At 70.8% G+C, this 23,571-nt stretch carries 20 protein-coding genes and 2 pseudogenes; 14 read left to right on the top strand and 8 right to left on the bottom strand.

Going from position 1 to position 23,571, the window contains the following annotated elements:
• Positions 1 to 112 precede the first annotated feature (112 nt).
• The 3 genes from STTU_RS31545 to STTU_RS31535 are packed head-to-tail and all read left to right on the top strand — an operon-like array spanning position 113 to position 3,296.
• A complete protein-coding gene (locus tag STTU_RS31545) occupies positions 113 to 883 on the top strand; it encodes a hypothetical protein (protein ID WP_007830571.1) in 771 nt (256 codons plus the stop codon).
• The gene (locus STTU_RS31540) at positions 880 to 2,190 is read left to right on the top strand and encodes an MFS transporter (RefSeq protein ID WP_043257895.1); all 1,311 of its coding nucleotides are present in this window, start codon (positions 880 to 882) and stop codon (positions 2,188 to 2,190) included. Before STTU_RS31545 ends, STTU_RS31540 begins: the two co-directional genes overlap by 4 nt.
• The gene (locus tag STTU_RS31535; protein WP_052862567.1) at positions 2,187 to 3,296 is read left to right on the top strand and encodes a DNA glycosylase AlkZ-like family protein; all 1,110 of its coding nucleotides are present in this window, start codon (positions 2,187 to 2,189) and stop codon (positions 3,294 to 3,296) included. The genes STTU_RS31540 and STTU_RS31535 overlap by 4 nt, the downstream gene beginning before the upstream one ends.
• A gap of 196 nt (positions 3,297 to 3,492) precedes the next feature.
• Here STTU_RS31535 and STTU_RS31530 read toward each other — a convergent pair whose 3' ends face one another.
• Entirely contained in the window at positions 3,493 to 4,152 is a 660-nt protein-coding gene (locus tag STTU_RS31530; protein ID WP_043257894.1) for an NADPH-dependent F420 reductase, read from the bottom strand.
• A 64-nt stretch (positions 4,153 to 4,216) separates the two neighbouring features.
• On the opposite strand from STTU_RS31530, the pseudogene STTU_RS35775 reads away from it, so the two are divergent.
• The 3 genes and pseudogenes from STTU_RS35775 to STTU_RS31515 all read left to right on the top strand — a co-directional run bounded on the left by STTU_RS35775 (position 4,217) and on the right by STTU_RS31515 (position 6,276).
• Positions 4,217 to 4,520 (top strand): annotated as a pseudogene (locus STTU_RS35775) (hypothetical protein).
• A 986-nt stretch (positions 4,521 to 5,506) separates the two neighbouring features.
• A complete protein-coding gene (locus STTU_RS31520) occupies positions 5,507 to 5,965 on the top strand; it encodes a hypothetical protein (RefSeq protein ID WP_007830554.1) in 459 nt (152 codons plus the stop codon).
• Complete coding sequence (locus STTU_RS31515) at positions 5,962 to 6,276, top strand: helix-turn-helix domain-containing protein (RefSeq protein ID WP_008749657.1); 315 nt, start codon at positions 5,962 to 5,964, stop codon at positions 6,274 to 6,276. Before STTU_RS31520 ends, STTU_RS31515 begins: the two co-directional genes overlap by 4 nt.
• A gap of 477 nt (positions 6,277 to 6,753) precedes the next feature.
• Here the strand turns inward: STTU_RS31515 and STTU_RS31510 are convergent, their stop codons facing one another.
• Together STTU_RS31510 and STTU_RS31505 are read right to left on the bottom strand one after the other, a co-directional pair.
• Complete coding sequence (locus STTU_RS31510) at positions 6,754 to 7,038, bottom strand: hypothetical protein (RefSeq protein WP_007830547.1); 285 nt, start codon at positions 7,036 to 7,038, stop codon at positions 6,754 to 6,756.
• Between the two features lie 4 nt (positions 7,039 to 7,042).
• Positions 7,043 to 10,594 carry a hypothetical protein gene (locus STTU_RS31505; RefSeq protein WP_007830546.1) on the bottom strand — a complete coding sequence of 1,184 codons (3,552 nt, stop codon included), beginning with the start codon at positions 10,592 to 10,594 and terminating at the stop codon, positions 7,043 to 7,045.
• 361 nt (positions 10,595 to 10,955) lie between these two features.
• Here STTU_RS31505 and STTU_RS31500 point away from each other — a divergent pair, with 361 nt between their 5' ends.
• Both STTU_RS31500 and STTU_RS31495 read left to right on the top strand, forming a co-directional pair.
• A complete protein-coding gene (locus STTU_RS31500; protein WP_043257892.1) occupies positions 10,956 to 11,462 on the top strand; it encodes a hypothetical protein in 507 nt (168 codons plus the stop codon).
• 218 nt (positions 11,463 to 11,680) lie between these two features.
• Positions 11,681 to 13,216, top strand: coding sequence for a trypsin-like serine protease (locus STTU_RS31495; protein ID WP_007830544.1), 1,536 nt, complete (start codon positions 11,681 to 11,683; stop codon positions 13,214 to 13,216).
• 449 nt (positions 13,217 to 13,665) lie between these two features.
• Here the strand turns inward: STTU_RS31495 and STTU_RS31490 are convergent, their stop codons facing one another.
• A complete protein-coding gene (locus STTU_RS31490; protein WP_234019432.1) occupies positions 13,666 to 13,911 on the bottom strand; it encodes a hypothetical protein in 246 nt (81 codons plus the stop codon).
• A gap of 58 nt (positions 13,912 to 13,969) precedes the next feature.
• Positions 13,970 to 14,478: pseudogene (locus tag STTU_RS31485) on the bottom strand (DUF6233 domain-containing protein).
• A gap of 266 nt (positions 14,479 to 14,744) precedes the next feature.
• Here STTU_RS31485 and STTU_RS31480 point away from each other — a divergent pair.
• The 4 genes from STTU_RS31480 (at position 14,745) to STTU_RS31460 (ending at position 19,228) form a co-directional block, all read left to right on the top strand.
• Positions 14,745 to 15,578 (top strand): aldo/keto reductase, encoded by an 834-nt coding sequence (locus tag STTU_RS31480; protein WP_043257929.1) that lies wholly within the window; start codon positions 14,745 to 14,747, stop codon positions 15,576 to 15,578.
• 856 nt (positions 15,579 to 16,434) lie between these two features.
• Positions 16,435 to 16,743, top strand: a complete 309-nt coding sequence (locus tag STTU_RS31475; protein WP_007830530.1) for a putative quinol monooxygenase — start codon at positions 16,435 to 16,437, stop codon at positions 16,741 to 16,743.
• Between the two features lie 654 nt (positions 16,744 to 17,397).
• Positions 17,398 to 17,955: a type 1 glutamine amidotransferase domain-containing protein gene (locus tag STTU_RS31465; protein ID WP_007830527.1), complete on the top strand. Its 558-nt coding sequence runs from the start codon at positions 17,398 to 17,400 to the stop codon at positions 17,953 to 17,955.
• Between the two features lie 79 nt (positions 17,956 to 18,034).
• A complete protein-coding gene (locus STTU_RS31460) occupies positions 18,035 to 19,228 on the top strand; it encodes an alcohol dehydrogenase catalytic domain-containing protein (RefSeq protein ID WP_043257889.1) in 1,194 nt (397 codons plus the stop codon).
• On the opposite strand, the gene STTU_RS31455 is transcribed toward STTU_RS31460, so the two are convergent.
• Together STTU_RS31455 and STTU_RS31450 are read right to left on the bottom strand one after the other, a co-directional pair.
• Complete coding sequence (locus STTU_RS31455) at positions 19,215 to 19,703, bottom strand: hypothetical protein (RefSeq protein WP_234019431.1); 489 nt, start codon at positions 19,701 to 19,703, stop codon at positions 19,215 to 19,217. The genes STTU_RS31460 and STTU_RS31455 overlap by 14 nt on opposite strands.
• Positions 19,704 to 19,705: 2 nt before the next feature.
• Positions 19,706 to 20,062: a hypothetical protein gene (locus STTU_RS31450; protein WP_007830523.1), complete on the bottom strand. Its 357-nt coding sequence runs from the start codon at positions 20,060 to 20,062 to the stop codon at positions 19,706 to 19,708.
• A 102-nt stretch (positions 20,063 to 20,164) separates the two neighbouring features.
• Between STTU_RS31450 and STTU_RS33655 the strand changes: the two genes are divergently transcribed.
• Together STTU_RS33655 and STTU_RS31445 are read left to right on the top strand one after the other, a co-directional pair.
• Positions 20,165 to 20,377 carry a hypothetical protein gene (locus STTU_RS33655; RefSeq protein WP_007830521.1) on the top strand — a complete coding sequence of 71 codons (213 nt, stop codon included), beginning with the start codon at positions 20,165 to 20,167 and terminating at the stop codon, positions 20,375 to 20,377.
• Positions 20,329 to 20,577, top strand: coding sequence for a LexA family protein (locus STTU_RS31445; RefSeq protein WP_199785100.1), 249 nt, complete (start codon positions 20,329 to 20,331; stop codon positions 20,575 to 20,577). Before STTU_RS33655 ends, STTU_RS31445 begins: the two co-directional genes overlap by 49 nt.
• A gap of 76 nt (positions 20,578 to 20,653) precedes the next feature.
• Here STTU_RS31445 and STTU_RS31440 read toward each other — a convergent pair whose 3' ends face one another.
• Positions 20,654 to 23,359, bottom strand: coding sequence for a DEAD/DEAH box helicase (locus STTU_RS31440; protein WP_106432247.1), 2,706 nt, complete (start codon positions 23,357 to 23,359; stop codon positions 20,654 to 20,656).
• Positions 23,360 to 23,571 lie beyond the last annotated feature (212 nt).

Below are 23,571 nucleotides of genomic sequence, written 5' to 3'. Positions count from 1 at the left end.
CGCTCCTGGCGCGACGCGCCGCCGATCGCGCCGCGCCCGGGGCGGGCGCCCCCATGTCCCCCGCTGGTCCTGACTCGTTGTCCATTCGCCGCGCGCACTTCGAGGAGCCCTCATGGTTGATGTCGCGTTCACCGCGCTCTACCCGTGGAGCCTGCCGCCCGACAAGCCGCGTACCGACCGGGCGGCCGCCCGGTCGGAGCGCGACCTGTACGCGGCGCATTTCCGGCACGCGCGGATCGCCCGGCTGCCCGCGGACTGCCCGCCGTGGGCGCTCGGCCAGGATCTCGGCTGGGTGGTGCGCTCCCCGGTCACCGCGACCCTGACGCCGCTGTCGGACACGGACGTCGCCGTGCCCGAGGACGAGGACGTCAGAGCGGTGAGCCGCCGCGCGGGCGGCGGGCAGATGTGGCGCCGCGGCCCCGACTGGATCGCCGTTCCCGACCAGGGCGGAAGCTGGCTGCGCCGCTACGACTTCCGCAACTCCAGCGGGCAGTGGGAGGCGATGTTCCTGCCCAACGGACAGGGCACCGTGGAGTGGCATCTCGGCGTCGCGGTCCGCCTCCCGCAGCCGTACTTCCTCATGGTCCTGCCCCTGGACCCGCCCCTGCCCGGCCTCCACGTCCCCGTCGGGATCATCGGCGCGAAGACCGTGAACACCATGACGGACATCAGCATCGCCATCCACCCCACCCACCCCGTCGCCGTCCGCCGCGAGCAGCCCGTCGCGCGCCTCGTGCTGCTGCACCCCGACACCCTCCGCGCCACCAGCACCACCACCCCCCTCACCGCCGCGCCCCCCGCACCCGCGTCGAGCCCACCCGACCCCGCCGGGCCGGCCGCACCGGTCGCTGCGCCCAACACCACGATCCTGGACGCCTCATGACCCCCACTCCCGCCGCCGCGACCCCCACCCCGCAGGCCCCGAGCGGCTGGCCGGTCCTCGCCCGCCGCCCCGTCGCGCCGCTCCTCGCGCTCGCGTTCGCGGCCCGGACGACCGCGGCCGTACTTCCCATCGCGCTGCTCCTGGCGCTCGCCGACCGCTACGGGTACGCGCGCGCCGGACTCGTCGGCGGCACCACCACCCTCGTCCTGGCCCTCCTGGTCCCCCTGCGTGGCCGCGCCCTCGACCGCTTCGGCCACCGCCACGCCCTCCTGATCATGGGCACCGCCACGATGACCCTGACCGCGACCGCCGCCGGGAGCGTCGCCGCCCGCTGGCCCTGGTGGACGACCCTCCTCCTCGTCCTCGCCGCCAACCTCACCAACCCGCCCCTCAACGCCGCCCTGCGTTCCTCCTGGCGGCGCCTGGTCACCACACCCACCCAGCTCAAGACGGTCCACTCGGCCGACAGCATCCTCGAAGAAGCCGGCTTCGTCGTCGCCCCCCTGACCGCCGGAGTCCTCATCACCTGGCTCGGCCCCGTGGCCGCCTACGAAAGCGCCACCGCCCTCTACCTCACCGTCATCGCCCTCTACCTCACCGCCGCCCGCCTCTGGGGCCTCACCCCCACCAAACCCCCCGCCGCGCAGGCCGGGCGGAGCGAGCGCGCGCGGCGCGCGCACCGCTGGCTCGGGCCACTCGCCCAGCCCCGCATCATCGGGATCATGATCCCCATGCTCGTCATGGGCACCCTGTTCGGCGGGACCAGCATCTACGTCCCCGCCTACAGCCAGCACGAGCACGCCACCACCCTCATCGGCCCCCTCCTCGCCGCCACCAGCGCCGGCGGCGTCCTCGGCGGCCTCCTCTACGCCCTCCTGCCCACCCAGCGCCTGGCCCCCTGGACCCTCTACCGGCTCCTGACCGCAGGGTTCGCGCTGCCCGCCTGCTTCCTCCTGGCCGCCCGCCCCCCCTGGGCCCTCGCCCTCCTCCTCCTGCTCAGCGGCTTGTTCGTCACCCCGCTGTTCATCACCGCGTTCCTCCTCATCGACACCCACGCCACCGACGACGTCCGCACCGAGGCCAACACGTGGGTAGGCGCGAGCACGGACGTGGCCAACGGCGTCGTCGCCGCCGTCATCGGCGCCCTCACCGCCCACAACAGCTTCACCACCGCCCTGACCGTCCTCACCGCCTGCGCCGCCCTCGGCCTCCTGACCGCACTCCTCCTCCCCGCCCCCGAGAAGAGCACCGTGCCCGAAACCTCCCCACACGTGCCCGCCAACGACGCACCGGCCACGACCGCGTGACCGCCACCAGCGGCACCGAAGCCGTCACCGGCCTCTCCCTCCCCGAGGCCCGCCGCGTCGCCGTCGCCGCCGCCGGCCTCAACCCCCCACTGGCCGAGGCCACCCCCGCCGCCGTCCTGGACCGGCTCCGCATCGTCCAGCTCGACTCCATCAACGTCCTCGCCCGCGCCCACCAGCTCACCCTGGCCGCCCGCCTGCCCCACGCCACGTTCGCCGGCATCGACGCCGCCCTCGACCAGGCCTCGCCACCGCTCGCCTTCGAATACCCCGCCCACGCCCACGCCCTGGTCCCGCTCGGCGACTGGCCCCTGTGGGCCTTCCGCCGCCGCGCCTCCCGCGCCCGCCCCGAATACCCCCCGCCCGCCGAACGCGAACGCATCCTCCACCTCGTCCGCTCCCGCGGCCCGCTCACCCACCGCGACCTGCGCCCCGAGGGCGAACAACCCTCCACCGGCTGGAGCTGGGGGCCCGTCAAACGCGCGGTGGAGTTCATGCTCTGGGCCGGAGACCTGATCTGCGTACGCCGCACCCCCACCTGGCAACGCCTCCTCGACCTCCCCGAGCGCCACCTGGCCACCGCACTGCACACCAACCGCCTCACCGACGAGGAATGCCTCACCGCCCTCCTCACCCACGCCGCCCGCGCCCTCGGCATCGCCACCACCGCCGACCTCGCCGACTACCTCCGCATCTCCACCCGCACCACCGCCGCTCTCCTCCCGCACACCCCACTGCTGCCCGCCACCGTCGAAGGATGGACCGAACCGGCCTGGGCCCACCCCGACGCCCTCACCCCACCCGCCCCGGCAGACGACCCACCCGTCTTCCTCGGCCCCTTCGACAACCTCATCTTCAACCGCCCCCGCACCCAACGCCTCTTCGGCTTCACCCACACCCTGGAGGCCTACAAACCCGCCGCGAAGCGCGAGCACGGCTACTACGTCTGCCCCCTCCTCCACCACGACCAGCTCATCGCCCGCGCAGACCTCACCCGCACCACACACGCCGTCACGATCACCCAGACAAGCACCGAAACCAACGCGCCCGGGAACGCCAGCGCTCTTATCCACGAAGCTCTGCAACACCTCACCCACGCCGCACAGTGATCCTCCAGCTCTCGAAGAACGCGCACGGACCAGACGAGGAGGGACCCGGCAGAGGCAGCGGAGGGGCTGATCGAACTGCCGCGTCGGCGAAGCCGCGCGGCGGCGGTGCGGGCGCGGTGTGGGTGGCGGTATGGGCGCGGGCTCGGGTCCCGCCACTGTCTTCTCGTGGCGGGACCGGCAGGTGCTGGCTGGGTGGTCAGGCGCGGAATTGCGCTGGACGCTCCGGGGTGGCGGCGGCCAGCGCGGCGACGACCTCGTCGGCGCCCGCGGCCAGCCCGTAGACCGGGGTGCCGGGCTGCTGGCGCCAGGATTCGTCGAGGCCGCCCGCGTCGACGGCGTCGAAGCCGAGTTCGTCGAGCAGGGACGTCACGGTCTTCTTCGCCTCCTCGTCGTCACCGGTGAGGGGCAGGGCGATGCGGTCGGCGGCGCCTGCGGGGCGCGGCTTGTCCAGGAGGTCCTGGGCGTAGGTGGCGTTGAAGACCTTCACCACCGGGTGCCCGAGCTGACGCTCGGTCCATCGGCTCTCGGTGAGGCCCTCGTCCTCGATCCCGGCGATCCGGCCGTCGCGCTGCGGGTAGTAGTTGCCGGTGTCGATGAGGACGAACCCCTCCGTCGCGCCGTCGAGGAGCCCGGCGGGCAGGTCGGGGATGTTCTTCACCGGGATCGTGACCACGAAGATGTCCGCGCCCTGCCCCGCCTCGGCGACGGGAACCGCGGTGGCCCCGGTCTCCTCGGCGAGCTCGGACAGCGTCTGTGGGCCACGCGAATTGGCCACGCTCACGTCATGCCCGAGCGCCGTCAGACGGCGGGTGAGGTTCCCGCCGATGTGTCCCGCGCCGACAATGCCGATCTTCATGAGTCCTCCGGAAAACGTGGACACGTGCACGGCCCGATGCCGCACCGGCTACAACCCCTCAGGCGTGCGCATATTCCGGTGGCGCGCGGGCCTCGCCGTGCACGAGAGCGTCGTCGCGCCCCGCGGCCTCGACAGCCTCGCGGGCTTCGTCGCCTCCCCGGTCACCACCCGCCGTCACCTCACGGCCCCTCTGCGCCCCCTCACCGGCAGCCCCCGCCAGCTCGCCGCCGCCCGGGAGGCCGGGCTCACGATTTCGGACCGCACCCTCAACCTGCGCCGGTGCCGGGTGGGTCGACGAGGTCGTGGTCGACCTGGGTTCGCAGTGGGGCCAGTACGAGTACGTCACCAACATCGGCTTCATCGCTTGACCCGGCCACCGGCAGGCAGTGTTTCTGATCTTTCCATATGCACGTGGCGTGCATGAGTCCCGTTTCTCTGCGCGGGACTCATGCACGCCACGTGCATATGGGAGTGGCTCGTCGTCCAAGAGCTTCGCCAGCAGGCGGGTCGCCCGTGCCGCACTGGGGGCCGAATTCGCCGACCGGGTTTGTTCTGGATATTCGGGGATGCTGCCCCGTCGTGAACACCGTCTTCGGTCTGGCTCGTGTGGAGTGCTGGGGCGTTGCGCGAGGGGCGGAGGTCGTGCTTCGCGCTCTTCGCGCAGAAGGACCGGCGCATCCTCGGCCCCGGGGGGCCTGCGGTGCGACGGTGGGCCCGCCGGGATGCTGGACGGGCGGCGAACCGCGCGCGGGGCTTAACGGGCTCCTTGGTTCGGTCAGTGGGTGGTGCGGGTGGCATACGTGCGGGCGCGAGGGGAGCTGCGGGCGCGTCCTGGCGTGCTTTCCGTGGCTGGGGCCGAAGGGGGTGAGGAGGTGTGCGTCGTCAGGATGTGGGGGCGGGGCGTCGCGACGCGCCTTGGTGTTCCCGCGCGCAGGCGAAGCGCGGTAGATGCGTTGGCGTCGCTGCGAGGGGTGAAGGCCGCCGTGCCGGTGTTCCGGGAGGTATTAGAGGGCGGCGCCAGGAAATCCCCTCCGACCTGCTGAAACGTTGTCGGACACCACGATCCTGGGATCTGCCTGCCAGTTCCCAGGATCTGCCTGCCAGTTCCCAGGAACCGGGTAAATGCACGTGGAGTACATGAGGGAGGGGGGGGTGGCTTCCCGGAATCGGGCATGAGGTCCTCGTGGGCTTCTGACGCTCTTGCATTCCTCGACCGGCGTCCGGGACCCGTCCGGCCCCGCGTTGAAGGGGTGGGGTGCGTCCATGTTGATGAGCCCGTCCCTCAGGCGTCCCACATGCACCTGGCGTTCATGTACGGTGTGCACACAAATTCGTACGCTGAGAGAGGATCCCTGTGGGAGCCGTGCGCAGGCTGGTCGACGAGGCCACCGGCGAAGTCGTGCCCTATGCCCCGTACGCCTTCTCCGGCGGCGGACACGTCCAGGTCGACAAGGCGCGCGTCGCGGCCATCACCGAGAGCCGCACGTTCACGCCGAGCCAGAAGTACTTGATCCTGTGGTGGATCGGCACGTCACCGCCCGGCATGGAACCGCTGCGCCTCACCGGCGCGGACATCGCGAAACGGGTCGGCATGACCCCCGACGCGGTCGGCAAGATCAACCGGGCCCTGCGCCGGCGGCGCATCCTGATCGAACGCGGCCGGGTGGGCAGCTACCGCTTCTACCGGATCAGCCCCTACATCGCTTTCCACGGCAGCGGAGTCGAGCAGCGCGAAGCGATCACGCTGTGCAACCCGCCCGACATCCCAGGCTTCGACAAGGACGCCCGCACGGCAGCGCAGGAGGCGCAGTGAGCGACCACGACCAGACCGCATTCCACGTGCTGACGCGCTCGGCAGGCCTGACGGCCAACCAGCGCCTCGTCCTCATGCTCTACGCGACGCACAAAACCGACCGCTCCGGCGCCGTCCCGGTGACCGCCGCCGAGCTTGCCGCGCACCTCGGGCTCGCGCCCACCGTGTTCTCCCGCACCCGTCGCCAGCTCGTCGCGGGTGGATGGCTGGAGGAATCGGAACGGTTCGGTCACATCCGCTTCTACCGCCTCGCCCCGAAGAGCACCGGAGAGCAGGTCGTGGTCCCCCTGCGCCGGACCGGCACCCGCTGACCCCCTGTATGCACATGGCGTTCATGAGTCCCGTCCCTTCGCGCGGGACTCATGAACCACATGTGCATGAACGCAGATCGGCCTGAAACTCCGCCGCCACGGAGGCCCCCCGCCACCTCCGGCGCCCTGCTCAGGGTCTGCGTCCCCGGCCTCAGGAAGCGCCGTCCTCTACTCCCGCGGGCCCCGGCCGTCGCAACGGCGCCCGTGAAGGGAGCCCACTGGGCAACCGCCCCCGTAGGACCAACGACATGCGCTCCTTCGAACGGACCGCTCCGCTGCCGCCCCGTCAAGCCGTTTTGCTGATTACCGCGATCCGGGAGTGACCGTGTGGCCACGTCGCTACGGTCGGGGGATGAGCGCTGATCATCCTGTTCTCCTCCCGTCCGGTGCCGAATGGGGCGCGGAGGCCCGCTTGGTCCCCGCCCTGTGTGAACAGGACGGGGACCGCTGGACGACGTGGCGTTTCCTGCGGGGCGCTCAGCGCCACTTGGCGGGAATACAGGCCAGTTGCTCTTCCAGGCTCCAGTTCGTGGGACGGAACTCGGGCTCTTGCCATTCCGCGCCGGACTCAAGCCATCGCGCCCGGTTCCACGTGACCATTTCGTAGGACGCGTCACCGAGCCCGGACTCCACACCGCAGCAAGGGCAGGTGAGGTACTGCGGCGCCCCGTACTCGTCCCACAGGGCCCCCTCGGCATAGAGGCCGCACACCCGGCAGACCTCTTCGACCGGGACCTTCGTCCACTCTTCCTCTTCAGCCACCGGATCAGCGTATCTCTGTGCCGCGGCCGGGCTCGGCGAGCCAGTCCTCGATGGTGGTCGCGTACCCGTTGGGATTGCTCTGGCTGCGTGGCTCGGGCTTGTACATGGTCTGCGGGATCCCGTCCTTCGTGAAGGCGGCCCAAGCGCCGTTGCTCTCGTCGAAGATCGCCACCGCACCGCCGTTCTGCGAGAAGACGCGATAGCCCTTCACCGGCTTTTGCGCCAGTGCCATGTCCCCGTACTGCCGCGCTTTCTTGACGTAGTCCAGCGCGTTGTTCAGCTCGGGGAACTGGGCGCCGTGGTCTTTCCAGTGGCTGTAGGCGTTCTGAACGTTGTTGCGGCCCTTGCGAGGATTGGCCGACCATATGTGCGGGACCTTCCCCTCCGCACGCATGGCCTTGTTGAACGCCTCGATCGCGTCAACACCGCGCTTGCCCCACTTCCCGCCGGTCGCGCCCCAGCCGACGAAGGGGATCATCGCCGCGCAGGAGAGGCCCGCGTTCAGGCTGTCGCCCTCGGCTCCGTACCAGCCGCAGTTGATACCGTCGGCGATCTCCCCGAAACCGGGCACCAGCCCGGCCGTGTCCAGGACCGTGTGCCCCAGGGTGGCGAGGTCCCACCAGTCGGTGTCGCCGCTCTCCTGCTGCTTGGCCAGGTCGGCGAAGTACTCCTCCAGCTCCTGGAGGGACGCCTGGTCGGCCCGGTCCTGCTCGTCCTCCAGCGCCTTGCGGATTTCCGCCCACTGCTTCTCGGCGGCGACGTTCAGCGCCTCGGTCATCGCCTCGGCCGCGGCGTCGGCGTCCTTGCCCGCCGCCTCGGCGGAGGCGCGTGCCGCACCGGCGGCGGCCCAGGCGGAGTTGGCGGAGCCGTGCGCGGAGGCGGCGGACGCCTCGGCGCGGGCGACGGAGTGGTCCGCGTCCCGGGCGGCGGCGTGGGCGTCGGCCTCGGCGGCGCGGGCCGTCTTCGCCGACTTCGCCGCCTGGTCGGCCGACTTCTGCGCCGCGTCGGCGGAGGCGTCGGCGTCCTTGCTGTAGGACGCGGCCTGCTCGGCCGACGCCTTCGCCTGGTCCGCGTACTTCTTCGCCTCGGCGGCGGCCTTGCGCGCCTTCGCCGCCGTCTCACCGGCGAGCGCCGCGTTCTGCTGGGCGACGGCCGCCACCTTGGCGGCGCTGGCTATCAGGCCCTGGACTCGCGCCGTGTGGGTCGCGGTGAGCAGGTCCTGCCGCTTGGCCTTGAAACGGCCGGTCTCGGTGAAGGCGTGCAGGACCTGCGGCGGTCCCTCCAGGGCGATGCGCGCGGCGGCCTTCTCCTCCGGTGTCCCGGAACCGACGAGCTGCGTCGCCTGGACGCGTTCGTCGTTGGCCCGCTGCACGTAGTAGCCGCTGTCGACGAAGTCCCGCAGTTTCGCGGGGGAACCGTCGTTGAGCGCGGCCTGGCCCGCCTCCTTGACGCCGGGGCCCGCACCGTTCATCAACTGGGTGATGCGCACGCGGAGGTCATTGGAGACCGCCTGGAACTGTCCCGTCCTCAGGAACTCCTGGATCGGGGCGTCGCCTTCCTCCACGACAGCGGCGGCGGCTGTCCGCACGTCCGCCGACGTCGAGTCGGTGGCGAGCGTCTCGGCACGCGCGCGCCGATCGAGAGCGGCGGCCTCCTCGCGGCCCTCGGCCACGTACCGCACGACGTCGTCGGCGGAGCCCGCGAGGGCGACCTCGGCGGCGCTGACGCTCCACGGGCCTCGTGTCTTGACGGTGTTGAGCGCGACCTTGCGTGCCTTGGGCGCGAGGGCGTCGGTGTTCTCGCCGGACGCGGAGATCTCCTCGGCCAGCTCCGTTGCCTCGGAGTCGAGCGCGGCGGCGGCGTCGGCCTGCTTCTTGCCCTCGGCGATGCGCTCGTCGTCCTGGTCCCGCAGCGAACGCGCTTGCTCGACGGCTCCGGCCGTGCGGGAGGCCAGCTCCTCGGCCTCGACCTCGCGGGCGAGCGTGAACGTGTCCTTGGCCTGCTGGACCGCGGCGCTCGCCGCGTCCGCGGCGGTCTTCGCGGCAGCGGCGTGCTTGGTGGACTCGGCCGCGGCGGTGGCTGCCTCGCCCGCGTGCTCCGCGGCCTCCTTGGCGGCGGCAGCCGCCTTCTCGGCGTGCTCGGCAGAGGCGTTGGCGGCGTCCCTCGCCTCACGCGCCGCCTTGGCCGACTTCGCCGCGAGCGAGTCGGCCCGGTTGGCGGCGGCCGTCGCCTCGGCGGCGTGCCGGTGCGCCTCGGCGGCGGCGGCCCTGGCCCGTGCGGCCTGCGCGTCGGAGACGCCGGCCTGGCCGCTCGCCTCGGACGCGGCCGACGCCGCGGCGTCGGCGTTCTGCCCGGCACTGGCGGCTGCCTGGGCGGCGCCGGCCGCCTCGACGACGGCGGTGGCGGCGAAGTCGGCGGCCTGGGCGGCCTTCTTCGCGCCCTTGGCGGCGTCCAGGGCGTCCTCGGCCGCGGAGCGGGCGGCGGACGCCTTCCCCGCGTCGGTGGCCGCTGCCGCGGCGGCGTTCCGGGCCCGAGCGGCGGCGTTGGCCGCGGCGGCTGCCGCGGAGGCTGCCTGGGCGGCGGCGTTGGCCGCGACGCGGGCGGCCCGGTTGGCGGCGCTGGCGGCGTCGATGGCCACCTGCGCGGCCCGTGCGGCACCGCGCGCGGCGTCGGCGGCACGACCTGCCGCGTTCGACGCCCTGACGGCGTCGTCCTTCGCGGCCTCGGTCTCCTTGGCCGCCTTCTGCGCCGCCTCCTTGGCGAGCTTCGTCGCCTTGATCGCGCGATCCGACGCTTCCTTGGCGCGGTCGGTCTCCACCCGCGCCTGCCGCCCGGCCTCGGTGGCCTGCGTGGCGAGATCGGCCACCGTGGCCTGCTCCTGGTCGCGGGCACGGGCAGTGTGCTGCCCGACCTCCAGGAACTCGCGGATGTCGTTGATGTCGCCGTTGAGCGCGACGCGGGCGGCCTCCTTGGTGGCCTGCCCGCCGGTGCTCATGATCTGGACGACCTGCACCCTGGCATCGTTGTCAGCGGCGGTGTACTGCCCCTCGGAGAGGAACTTCCGTACCTCCTCCATACCCCCGTTGAGCGCTTTGCGCCCGTCGGCCGCCACCTGCGGTCCGGCCGCGGAGGAGATGATCTGGGTGACCTGGACGCGCTGGTCCTGTTCCAGAGGCTCCTTCCAGCCGTCCTTCAGGAAGTCGGCGAGGCCTTCCTCGGGGCCCGCGAGGGCCTCCTCGGCCGCCTCGCGGACGGCGCGCCCGCCGAGCGAGAGGATCTGGACCGTGGCGACGCGGTCGTCCGCCGTCCGCGCGAGCGCCTCCTCCCCGTCCAGGAACTTCCGTACGTCGGCGTCCGAGCCGAGCAGGGCTGCCTCGGCGGCTGCCTTGACGCCCGGCCCGCCCTCCTCCCACGCCGTGAGCACCTTTCCCCGGTCGGTCGCCGGCAGGTACGCGACCGGCGTGTAGTCGTCCTCGTCCGGGTCGGGGTCGAGCGCGGAGGCCGGCGCCGGACCGAGCATCCCGGCCGTCAGGGCGAGCAGCACGGCGACACCCACCGAGGCGGCTCTCGTCCTGCCGCGCGCCGCCGCGGTCGGGCCTCGCCCGGGTCTCGCCCTTTCACTCCCGGTACGTTTGCGAACGATCCTCACCACTGCTCCTCTTCTCGGGCAAAGCGCTTGCGTTTGCGTCCTCTTGACGTAGCTTCACCTTAGGTTTGAAGTTCTTGTGAGAAAAGAAAGTAAGTCCTTTGCACATGTGATACTTTCCGATCACTTCAGGCACACCAGGAGCATCGGCACCCACACGCGCCACGCAGTTGACGGTTCATCCGCAGACGGGGCGCGCACCTGCGTGTGAGAACCACGTGGGCACGGCGGGGGGCCGGGCGCTGTGTCCGTGACGACTACGGATGCACAGATGACACTGAATTCGCGCTCACGCGCCCTTCTCGCGGTCGCCGCCGCGACGCTCTCGCTGGCCGGCGTCTCCACACTGGCCTCCGCCGACGGGAAGGACTCCCCGTCCGTCCAAGCGGCAGCGGCGGAGCAGCCCGGGTACGCGGTCGAGACCTTCGACTATCCCGGCGCCGACCGCATCGCCGCCGAGCAGGGCATCACGCTGCGCCGGGGTGACGGCCACATCGTCCTCGCGGAGTGCGACGACTCCAGCCCCATGATCAAGGTGTGGACCCGTAAGAGCGCGGCCGGGAGGTTCTGCTTCCGCAGCACCGCCTCCACCGGGTCCCTCACCCTGGAGGTCCCCGACGTCTACGCCATCGAGACCGTCCAGCGGGCCGTGCACGCGGAGTTGGAGGCCGAGGGCAAGTCAGTGGAAGTGGACGTGAAGAAGGACGAGTTCAAGGGAGTGGGCGAGGGAGTCGGCGACGCCCCCACGGTTCTCCTCGAACTCCGCGTCACCGGCTGACCCGCCCCCACACCTCAGCCTGGAGATCCCTGCCGTCTACCGCATCAAGGGCGCCACCGAGCAGAGTGCCGACGCGACCATGACCGCAGACGACACAACCACGCAGCACGACGTCACGAAGAACACCGTCACGCCAGTGGGGAAAGCGTCGATCCCGACAACGACTACGCACTTGTCGAGATATCCACCACCAAGTGACGTTGAGGAGGAAGTAGTACATGAACAAGGGCTTCAAGAAAAAGCGGGTAGTCGCTATAGCGGCCGCGTCCGTCATGATGCCGCTCGTGGCCGCCGTTCCGGCGAGTGCCACCACCGGCGCGGAGGTCCGGGACGGTGCACGGTCCTTCACCGTCCGCCTCGACATCGGGAAGGGCACCCGGGGCTGTTCCGGGGTTCTGGTCGACGCCCAATGGGTCCTTACCGCGCGAAGCTGCTTCGCCGACAACCCGGCCACGAGCATCGACATCCCCGCAGGAGCGCCCGCGCTCCGCACGACCGCCACTGTCGGCCGTACCGACCTCACCACAGGGACCGGCGAGGTCCGCGAGGTCGTCCAGCTCGTTCCGCGCACCGACCGCGACGTGACGCTCGCCCGGCTCGACAAGCCCGTCGCCGGGGTGGCTCCCGTCACCGTCGGTACTCAGCAGCCGAGCGCCGGCGAGGCCCTGACCGCCGCCGGATTCGGCCGTACGAAGACCGAGTGGGCCCCGCTGCGCCTGCACACCGCCACCCTCGGCATCGACGCCGTCCAGAGCCAGGACATCAGCTTCCACGGGCAGGACGGACAGGCCCTGTGTGCGGGGGACACCGGCGGCCCGCTGCTGCGCGAGAGTGGCGGCAACGCCGAACTCGTCGGCATCAACTCCCGTTCCTACCAGGGAGGGTGCTTCGGTATCGAGGCGACGGAGACCCGCTCCGACGGAATCTCCTCGCGCGTCGACGATCTCGGCGACTGGATCGCGAAGAACAGGCTCGCCGCTCGCGCCCCGGAGCAGATCAAGCACCTCACCACCGGCGACTTCAACCGCGACGGGCACCCCGACATCGCGGCGATCCTCGACGACAACAACTTGTACGCCTTCTACGGCACGAGTGACGGCAAGCTCACCTATGGCCGCGAGCTGTGGGCGCACGACGGCACCTGGGGTTCCAAGGCCCGCATCCTGGGCGGCGACTTCAACGGCGACGGCAACGCCGACATCGCGGCTCTCAAGGACGACGGCGCCTTCCACAACTACGCCGGAACCAGCGGCGACCTGCTCAGCCCGGCGGCAAGCATGTGGAAGGACAAGACCTTCGCGAGCTACCTGCCGACGACGTACCGTGCCAAGGGCTGGACGCGCGACGGCCTCGTTGCCATCGCGCCCACCGGCCGCCTCTACGCGTACGCGACCGGGGCCAACGGCATCCTCACCGACAGTCGCACCGAGGTGTGGCACGACGCCACCTGGGACAAGAAGTTCCTCACCAGCGCCGACTTCAACGGGGACGGCCTCAACGACATCGCCGCGATCTCCCAGAAGGGCGAACTGGCCCTCTACCCGGGGAAGACGGACGGTACATTCGCCAACGCCAAACTGATGTGGGACGACGCGAGCTGGGGCGGCTTCCACGCCCTGCTGAGCGGCGATTTCAACGGTGACGGCAACGCCGACATCGTTGTTCTCAACAGCGTCGACCACCTCTACCTCTACCCCGGAGACGGTAAGGGCGGGCTCGGCACCCGCCGCAGCATGTGGCCCGCCATAGGCTGACGGCGCCACCCCTGACTCCGCGCCCCGCTCCCACTCGGGGGCAGCCGTCTCGCCCCCCCCGGGGGCGCCGCCGCCTGCCCGGGATCGGGTGATGGGTCGTATAGCGCAACGAGCGAGGCCCCCGGGCGGGTGATCGAGATGTCTGACGCTCCATCACGTTGCTCGGGGGCCACGTTGGTCACACATCCTGCCGCACTTGCCCCACGCTCTCGTGGAGCCAGCCCATACAGCCACGGCACCCTCAACCCCGACACGATCACCCTCGTACGTTTCACACTTCCCCCATTAGCTCGGCAGTCGAGTACCGCATCCTGAACGTCCGCACGTGGGAGGCCGGGGACGACGCGGGCCTGGATGCCGCGTGGGTCGATGAGGTCGTGGTGGACCTCGGTTCGCAGTGGGGCCAGTACGAGTACGTCACCAACATCGGCTTCGCCGCCTGAGAAGGGCTACGCGCCCAGGAGGTGACGTGCCTCGCGGGTGGCGCCGTCGAAGACCTCGCACCTGGCCCGGCTCGCGGGCCCCATCACTTTGACCAGCGCGGTCCATCCCGCCTCGGTGATCCGCGAGGCCGCCTCGGCCCCGTGGGCGGGGCAGGCGTAGAGCACGCCGTCGACCCGCTCGCGCGGCTCCTCACAGACCGCCTCCAGGCAGACGTCGGCCGGTGCCATGCAGTCCATCCACGTAGCGATCACGTAGCTACGATGCCCTGCCGAAGCGCACGAGTACCGCGAGCCCATGCCTGTGACCTCATCAGGGAGAAGCGCCCGTGTCCTCGTCGTGAGGGTCGAAGCCCCGGAGGAGCGGGTCGAGTTCGGCGGCGGCGCCGCACAGGGCGCAGGCCCGGGTGGCGGGGTGCTCGGCGGCGTTGAGCGCCTGTTCCACCCGCAGGACCGGGAGGCCGGGCGGCGCCTCGGCGCAGTCGACGGTGTGCAGCACCGCACGGGAGGGCCCACGGCGCCCGCCGCCGCTCTTCGCGAGCACCCACCCGGCGGGCCTGCGCGGGCCGAGCGCCACGTCCACGAGCGAGGGCGCCGGGAGCGCCGTGGTCGGCATGCCCGTGTAGTCGACATCCTCGACGGGCCGTACGTGCTCGGGCGCGCGTACCCACACCTCGTACTGCGCCGCCTCGACCTCCAGGCCCTCCCCGCCCACGGTGCGGTAGAGCGGGAGCGCGACGTGGTACCGCCACCCGTCCGCCAGCTGGCGCCGCGCGGGGAGCCGCCCCCGACCTCCTGCCCGTCCACGAGCACCACCCACACCCCCGGCGCCCCGCTAGGCCGGTCGTCAGGCCCGGGCCGGGGGAAGCATCGGTGATCGCGGTGCCATTCGGGAAGATCCCGATCACATCAGTGCGGCAGCGCGACGCGGACGACTCTCGCTGGATCAACTATGGGCCGCACGGGGAATCCTGGGGGCGCGCCGCAGGAGCATTCCATTCCTGTCTGAGAGGATTCCATTCCGATCTGAGATCGGAGTGGACTTGGTGGTCCAAAGCCTTGGCCACCGTTACATCCAGGAGGAAGTTATGGCGGATCCGCGGGCGGTCAGCCTTCCTTGTGGGGTTGCGGTCACGGCGCTCGGTCAAGGTACCTGGGGGATGGGGGAGAATCCCGGGCGCCGCGCGGCCGAGGTGTCGGCCTTGCGTGCCGGGCTGGACCTGGGGATGACTCTTGTCGACACCGCCGAGATGTACGGGGACGGCGCGGCGGAGGAGGTGGTCGCCGAGGCGGTGGCCGGACGGCGGGACGAGGTCTTCTTGGTCAGCAAGGTGCTTCCCTCCCATGCGGACGCCCGCGGAGTGGCCGAGGCCTGCCGGGGGAGCCTGCGCCGTCTGCGCACGGACCGGATCGATCTGTATCTGCTGCACTGGCGTGGAGCCGTGCAGCTGGAGGAGACGGTTGAGGCGTTCGAGGCCTTGGTGCGGGAGGGTGCCATCCGCTCCTGGGGTGTGAGCAACCTGGACGTGGATGATCTCGCGGACCTGCCGCCTGGAGCCGGGCCGCAGACCGATCAGGTGCTGTACAACCTCAGCCGTCGAGGGCCTGAGTACGGTCTGCTGCCCAGGTGTCGTGAACTATCGATCCCCGTGATGGCGTACTCGCCGGTCGAGCAGGGCCGACTGCTCCGCCACACGGCGCTGCGGGACGTGGCAGCCGCCCACGGTGCGACGCCCGCGCAGATCGCCCTGGCCTGGGTCCTGCGGCACGAGGACGTCATTGCCATCCCGAAGGCGTCCTCCCGCGCGCACGTCGAGGAGAACAGAACAGCTCTGGAGGTGGACCTGACCGCCGAGGACCTCGCGATGCTGGACCGGGCGTTCCCGCCCCCGAAGAGCAAACGCCCGCTGGAGATGCTGTGACGCCCCCTGGCGCGTGCCCGACCGGGCTCCACCCGGAGTCGGGTGGCCCGACCTCATCGGTGCCGGCAGACACCATCGTACTGTTCCGGCAAAAAGCGCTCATTCTCCACAACGCCCGGGATATCGCCGAGATCGTCCGCCAGCTGCTGGGGGAGCCCTGGCCGGTCGAGCCGGAGAACCTGTCGAGCCGGAGGACCTATCGAGCATCTCGCCCTATCTGACCGAGTCCATCGAACGGTTCGGGAGTACTGCACACATGCGCTCGGTATCCAGCCCGAGGCGGACGGCACGAGGCTGGGCGCGGACTCCGCCCCGCTGTGAGAACAGGATCCGGCTGCGGTCGGCTTCGGTCAGGCCGCTGTTAGGCCGGGCCTCGTCGTCGCCAAGACTGCCCGAGTCATCGTGATGACCCGGGACGAGCGCTCCCGATCTGGGCATCACCTCTAACCTGAACCCCACGGAACCTGATCAAGCCCTGTTCGGGGTCGGGGCGGTCTTGAGCGGATTATCCGAAGAGGCACCACTTGGTCCGCTAATCGGACGCCGGTCGCCGGCAGACTGCGTTTGCGCGTGATGCGACCCCGGGTGACGGTAGACAGGTCAAACGGTTCCACGGCGGCGATCAGTGCCTTCACGGCGCATTCTTCGACAGTCCGGTGAGGAATCTCCACGGCGTCCAGGTCACCAACAGGGGCTGGATGAGCATCTTCGTCAGCAGTATCTCCTACACCGCGACAGTCAAAGCGTCAAGCGGTAGGGGTGATCGGCGAGCAGTGGCAGATGGGTCGGCGCATCGGGCGTAGCGGCGTTCCGGTCATTGACAATGCGAACCGAGTAGAGGCAGAGGAGCCCCGACATGACAACGCAGGTCAGCAAAGCGGTTCTGGTGCGCCTCGAAGCGCTGCCCGGCAGGGAAGACGACGTCCGCGACTTCTTGAACCAGGCGCTGTCGGTCGTCATGGGGGAGCCCAAGACCGTCAGGTGGATCGGAATCCAGTTCGGACCATCGTCGTTCGGGATCTTCGATGCCTTTCCCGACGATGAGGGACGTCAGACGCATCTGTCGGGTGCGGTCGCCAAAGCGCTCGGCGAGAAGACGGGTGAGCTCTTCGAGGAGCCCACAATCGAGCAACTCGATGTCGTCGTGGAGAAGCAGCCCGCGTAGAGCAGGTTCTGCCCGAGGGACGGCGTGGATCAGCCCAGCGGCCATGAGGTCGGGCCCACAGACGATCGTCAACCCCACTCTCCCCCGGGACTTGGCCTCGACGGCGGTGCGCCGGCCCAGAGGGGGAGGCCCGCACGGCCGCGTACCCGCCGAACTCGCGCCAGGACGACGACGTCGAAGTGCGTACCCGCGGGCATCGCGCCTTGCGATGTGCGACGAGGAGCCGACGACCAAGTGACGGTAGCGGTTTGGCGTAGGCCGATCATGCCTCAGCGCCTCCGGGTTTCCGCCGCGCCACCAGCCAAGCACAAAGATTCAACCCTTCTGATATGTCTTGCGGAGGTGGGGCAGCAGGAGAAGATCTCTTCGTGCGGTACTCCGTCCCCCGGGGACGCGCCCGCACGACTGCGGGGACCGGCCCGGCCAACGTCAAGGCGTACAACCGGCAGCTGTGGGCCCTGATCGCGCAGGGTAAAGCCAAGCTGGCCTGGATCGTTTTCCAGGAGCTGTCGCTGGACCGAGCACCGAGCCTCCCAGCACCTTCGGCCACCGAGAGGGCAGTCGGGCCAAGGTCCTCCTCCCTCATCGACGGCAGCTGAGCGGCGCAGAACGTACCGAACCGGTCCCACTGATCATCGGAAGGAACTACGCACCATGACCAACGACTTGCACGGCAGGAAGATCGCAATCCTGGCCACGGACGGCGTTGAGCGCGTCGAGCTCGAAGAACCTCTCGGCGCACTGCTGGGTGCTGGAGCGCAGGCTGAACTCCTGTCCCTCCACACCGGCGAAATCAACGCGCGCCAGATGGACATCGAGCCGGCCGGAACCTTCACCGTGGACAAGAAGGTCGCCGACGCCCGGATGGGTGACTACGACGCGCTCCTGCTGCCCGGCGGCACCATGAACCCCGACCAGCTGCGCGCCGACCCCGACGCCGTCGCCTTCGTGAGGGGGTTCGTGGAGACAGGGAAGCCCGTTGCCACCATCTGCCACGGACCCTGGACCCTGGCCGAGGCTGACGTGCTGCACGGTCGCCGCCTCACCTCTTGGCCCAGCATTCGGACTGACCTGCGCAACGCCGGCGCCGAGGTCGTCGACGAGGAGGTCGTAATTGACCGCCAGCTGATCTCCAGCCGCGGCCCGCAGGACCTCTCTGCCTTCTGCAAGGCGATCGTCGAACGCTTCGCCAACGCACCGCAACCCACCTGACCGGGAGATGTCACAAGCCAATCACAGGACATCCGGCACTCCCACGGCCGAGCCCGTTGGAACAGCAGAGGAGATCGTCATGGCAAGTAGCAACCGCGCCGTCACCTTCCAGAACCCGAAGGAGATGCGCGTCGAGTCTCTGGATTTCCCGAAGCTTCAGATGCCGAACGGGAAGAAAGCCCCGCACGGCGTCATCCTCAGGATCGTCGCCACCAACATCTGCGGGAGCGATCTGCACATCTACCGTGGGTCCTTCCCGGTGCCCCAGGGTATGGTGATGGGCCACGAAATGACCGGGGAGGTCATCGAGGTCGGCCCCGACGTCGAGTTCCTCAGCGAGGGCGACCTCGTCTCCGTCCCCTTCAACGTCGCCTGCGGCCGATGCCGCAACTGCCGGGCCCGCCGGACCGACGTCTGCGAGACCACGAACCCTGAGGTGTCCTGCGGAGCGTACGGCTTCAACCTGGGCGACTGGACCGGTGGACAGGCCGAGTACTTGTTCGTCCCTTATGCCGACTTCCAGCTCCTGCGCTTCCCGGACAGGGACCAGGCCATGGCGAAGATCCGTGACCTGGCGCTGCTCTCGGACATCCTGCCCACCGCGTTCCACGGCCTCATGGAGGCCGGCGCCAAACCGGGCTCCACCGTGTACATCGCCGGCGCCGGCCCGGTCGGCCGCTGCGGCGCAGCAGCGGCGCGGCTCCTCGGGGCGTCCTGCATCATCGTCGGCGACTACCACAAGGACCGCCTGGAGCTGATGAAGAAGAACGGCTGCGAGACGATCGACCTGAGCCAGGACGCAGCGCTCACCGACCAGATCGAGGCCATCCTGGGCGAACCCATGGTCGACTGCGCAGTCGACTACGTCGGCACCGAGGCACACGGCATCGGCCGCGAGGCAGAGGACATGGACCCGGCCCACGCCCTCAACCAGGTGCTCGACGCCACCCGCGCGGGCGGAGCCACCGGAGTCATCGGCGTCTACGGTCCCGACCCGCTCGCGAAGTCGAAGGCCGAGCAGCAGGGAACGTACCCGATCGACTTCGGCAAGGCCTGGATCAAGTCGCCGCGGCTCGCCGCCGGGCAGGCACCGATCATGCACTACAACCGTGAGCTGATGATGGCGATTCTGTGGGACCGCATGCCCTACTTGAGCGCGATGCTCAACACGAAGGTGATCAGCCTCGACGACGCCCCTGACGCCTACGCGACCTTCGACACCGGCGTGTCCGAGAAGTTCATCATCGATCCCCACGGCCTCATTGCCGCCTGAGGCCCGCCTTTTTCGACCCGCAGCCCCCGCTCAGAAAGGCTGCGGGTCGGACGCGCACCCGCAGGACCGGAAGGCCGGGCGGGGCTTCGGTGCAGTCGACGGTGTGCAGCACCGCGTGGGAGGGCCCGCGGCGCCCGCCGCCGCTCTTCGCGAGCACCCACCCGGCGGGCCTGCGCGGGCCGAGCGCCACGTCCACGAGCGAGGGCGCCGGGAGCGCCGTGGTCGGCACGCCCGTGTAGTCGACATCCTCGACGGGCCGTACGTGCTCGGGCGCGCGTACCCACACCTCGTACTGCGCCGCCTCGACCTCCAGGCCCTCCCCGCCGAGGTTGCGGTAGAGCGGGAGCGCGACCCGGTAGCGCCACCCGTCCGCCAGCTGGCGCCGCGCCAGGAGCCGCCCCCGCACCTCCTGGCCGTCCACGAGCACCACCCACACCCCCGGCGCCCCGCCCTCGCCCGCTTCGCTGCCCGGCACGCTCAGCCCCGCGCCCCCGCCGCCCCGGCTGCGGCCGGGGCCTCGTGGGCGTGCTTGAGTGCGTCGCGGGCCCGCATCCGCTCCCCGGCCGGCACGCTCGCCCACAGCTCGTGCGTCACGATCACCCCGGCCAGATCCCGCTCCCGCTCGCGGAGCGCGGCGACCTCCTCGCGCTCCTCCTCGCTCCACCCCGGGGAGGCCGGGTGCGTACGGGCGCCCGCCCAGTAGCCGTCGGGCCGCTCCCACGCGGGCATCGGCTCGGCCGAGGGCGGCAGCGCCGCGAGGCGGGCGGAAAGGGTGGCGCGTACGGCGGTGAGGTCGCGCTGAGCCGCGAGGAGATCGTCGGGGAAATCGGTCACACCAGCGAGAGTACGACCGGCCAGAGCGCGCGCACGGTGGTGATGTGGCGTTTTGTGAGGGTTCGGTTGCCCAGAAAATCGAACACGTGATCCAGTGTGGGGGTGACCGATGAACTGCTCCGCCTCGCCCAGGAGAGGCGTGCGACCTACCGCGACCTCACCCTCGGCGGCCCCGCCCGCCCCCCGACACCTCTGCGCCGGGCACTGATCCGGCAGTCCGCCCGCCTGCTCGACGGCCCGCCCACCACGGCCCGCCGGGCTCTGCTGTGCCGCCCGCCCACGCCCGCGTCCCCGCCCTCGCGGGGGACCAGGTGACGGCGGGGGACGGGCGCCACCGCGTGCTCGCCGCCGTACGGGACACGATCGCCGAGACCGGCCAGGGACCGTCCGTACGGCAGATCCAGCGCGTCACCGGGCTCGCGCTCGGCACCATCGCCCACCACCTGAAGGCGCTGGAGGAGAGCGGCCCCCTCGTCCGTACGGGCCTGCACTGGCGCACCTGCCGCCTGGGCTGACCGGCGGCAGCCGGGCCCGGTCCGGCTGCCGCCGCTCCCCGCCCCTCCTACGCTGGTCGCATCCGCCGCCTGCTCGTCATCCTGCCCAGGGCATTCCGAGTGCGGTGAGCTGCGCGCGTTCGTCCTCGCTCAGCCCGTCGTACCGGCTCTTGGTGTTCGAGATCCATACGCCGAGGCGTACGTCGACGTCCTCGCCGTCGACGCTGACGGTCTCGACGTGTTTGCGGGGTACGGGTTTCCCCGCGCCTTCCCGCTCGACCCACTGCGCGAGCGCCGCCACACCCCGCTGAAAAGCCGTTCGCGCCGTCGCCGTCCGCTTCATGCTCCCCGCCGCCCCCGTGCCCTCCACACCCCGCCCCGGGGCCGCTTCGGTGGGCCGCAGCCCGAGCGCTTCGAGCCGCGCCCGCTGCTCGGTGCTGAGCCGCGCCCACACCCGCGGCTCCTGCTGCCGCGCGACCCACACCCCGAGGTCATCCCCGTCCAGGCAGACCCCGGGCGCGATCTCCGGCAGGCGCCCGCCGGGCTCGTCCGCGGCCAGGAGCACGAGTTTCCGGCAGCAGCGCTGCCAGTCCAGCGGCCACGGGCAGTCCCAGTCCGCATCGACGGCCCTCAGCTGCGCGGCGCGCGCGGCGGCCCGCTTCGCGTCCTTCCCGAGTCCGTCCTTGCGGCGGAGGTTCGCCATCAGGTCCCCGACGCGTACGACGTCCTCACCCTCGTCTTCGCCCCAGGTTTCGCGCCTGTGGGGGGCGAGGTGCCCGTACGCCGTCCGGTAGGAGCGAAGCCCCGCGAGCGTGCGCTCCCATTCCTCCTCGCGCGGCTCCCACACCATGCCCTCCGCGTCGAGGAGCTCGACGCGGTGTGCGCTGAGGGTGCCCTCGCGGCGGGCGCGGCGTTGCGCGGCGGTCCACCGCCCGACCGGGTACCGCCGCGAGGCCCCCGCGGCGACCTCGGCGTCGTACGGGACCGCGCACACCCCGCTCACCCCTTGCTCGGCCCGCCAGGCGCGCAGGGCCTCGTACCCCTCCAGCCACACCAGCGACTCGGGCTGGTACACCCGCGTCCGCAGGAACGCCGCGACCGTCGACGCCGCGCGCGGCGAGGAGAACCGCAGCAGCACCGACTCCGCCTCGGCGCCGTCCTCGCCCTGCTCCTGGCCCTCGACGCCCTCGGAGGCCGCAGCCGCCGTCCCGGAGTCCGACAGGAGCCGCGAGGGCCCCGCACCGCCCTCCTCCGCGCTGCGCGCGCTCGCGCTCTCGGCCCGTACGCGCGCCCGCAGCATGAGTTTCTCGACCAGGTGCTCGTCGTGCGAGCGCAGGCCCTGGAGTACGGCGACGAGCGGCCGGTACGCCTCCGACGCCACCATGCCCTCCCCGTCCTCGTCCGGCCGCAGGAAGACCGGCACGATGATCCGCGCCGTCTTCGCCCGCCCATCCGGGTTCTGGCGCAACGCGCGCCCGATGTTCTGCACGATCTCCACCTGAGACCCGCGTGCGTCGGCAAAGCAGATCGCCTCGACCCCGCGCTCCCCGACGATGTCGACGCCCTCACCCAGGACCCGTACGGAAGCGAGGAACGCCCGGTGCACCCGCCGCCCCTCCGCGTCCATCCCGTTCGCGAACTCCCGCAGCACAGAACGCCGTTCGGCCACAGGATGCTCCCCATACAGCCACCGCGACCACACCCGCGACGGCGGCACATGACGCCCCGGCTCCAGCTCGTAGAACCCCCCACCCACCTCGGAGGCCGGGAGCTCCTCGGCCAGGGCAAAATCCTCCGCCGACACCTCATTCCGGTAAAGCTCCGCCGCCGTCTCCGGCATTTTCTCCGCGAAAGCCGCCGCCTCCTCAACCTGCTGATGAAGCGTCATCATGGTGCAAATATTATGCTCGGCCGCGTGCTCCAAAAGCCCGGTCTGAAGCAACGCAAGCCGCCGCCCACGCCGCGCCTCCCGATCCAATCCCTCCATCAATTCCGGCTCAGGATCAGTAATCTCCAAAACGTCAATCTCAAAAGGCGCGACGATTTTTCGCGCGATTGCCTCGGACAAACCGAGTTCGTGAATCCACGCCCCGTACTCGCCCGCCGGATCATTCGCCATCGTCACGAGTGCCGGCGCCTCCCCGCGTCCCTCCTCGCCCTCGTGCCTGGCGGGACGGGCCGGGGCCAGGACGCGCGGGGTCGCGGTGAGGTACAGCCGGTGCGCCGCCGGAAAACGGGCGTTGTCGTGGATCGCCGCCCACGCCTTCTCCGCGCTGCCCGCCGTGCGGTGCGCCTCGTCCACGACCGCAAGGTCGAAGCCATCCATCCGCTGCCCGTACAAGCCAGCCCCGGCGAGAGCGGCCTCCAAGGGTCCGCCCTGCCCGTCCTCGCCCACGAGCGAGGAGTACGTCGCCAGCACGACCACCGGCCCCGATCCGGCCCAAAGCGCGAGCCGGATCGGGTGGGTCGTCGTCCGCACCCGCAGCTCCTCCAGGAGCAGATCCCTGGGCAGCGAGCACACCCCGACCATCGGCGCCGTGTGCCCCACCGCCCGCCACGACTGCGCCGTCTGCACCAGCAGATCCAGCGTCGGCACCATCACGAGAACCCGCCCCGAAGGGAACAACTCCAACGCCGCAGCAGCCGCGCTGATCGTCTTTCCCGTACCCGTAGCGGACACCACCGTGGCCCGCGCCCCACGCTCCGTGCGGGCGCTTTCCCGGGCGGCTACCCGGACCCATTTCCTGAGGTCCGACATAAGCTCTACCTGATGTTTCCGCAGCGGAACCCGGGAAACAGACATTTGAATCTCCTCACGAGGCAGACGAGCCAAATCCCCAACTCAACATATGCATCAATTGGGCTGCGTTGAGGGCGAATCAGGGAAGAGCTACACGCGGCAGGGTGTCACCGAATTCCCCCAAGTCTACACAGTGCATCAGCACCTGATGCAGCGTATGATGAAACCCGCGCCGCCGCGCCCCTCGTACGGGGCCGCGCCCCTCGTACGGGGCC

It is taken from the genome of Streptomyces sp. Tu6071 (genome assembly GCF_000213055.1).
Taxonomy (GTDB): Bacteria; Actinomycetota; Actinomycetes; order Streptomycetales; family Streptomycetaceae; genus Streptomyces; species Streptomyces evansiae.
This window is presented reverse-complemented; position numbering and strand designations above follow the sequence as displayed.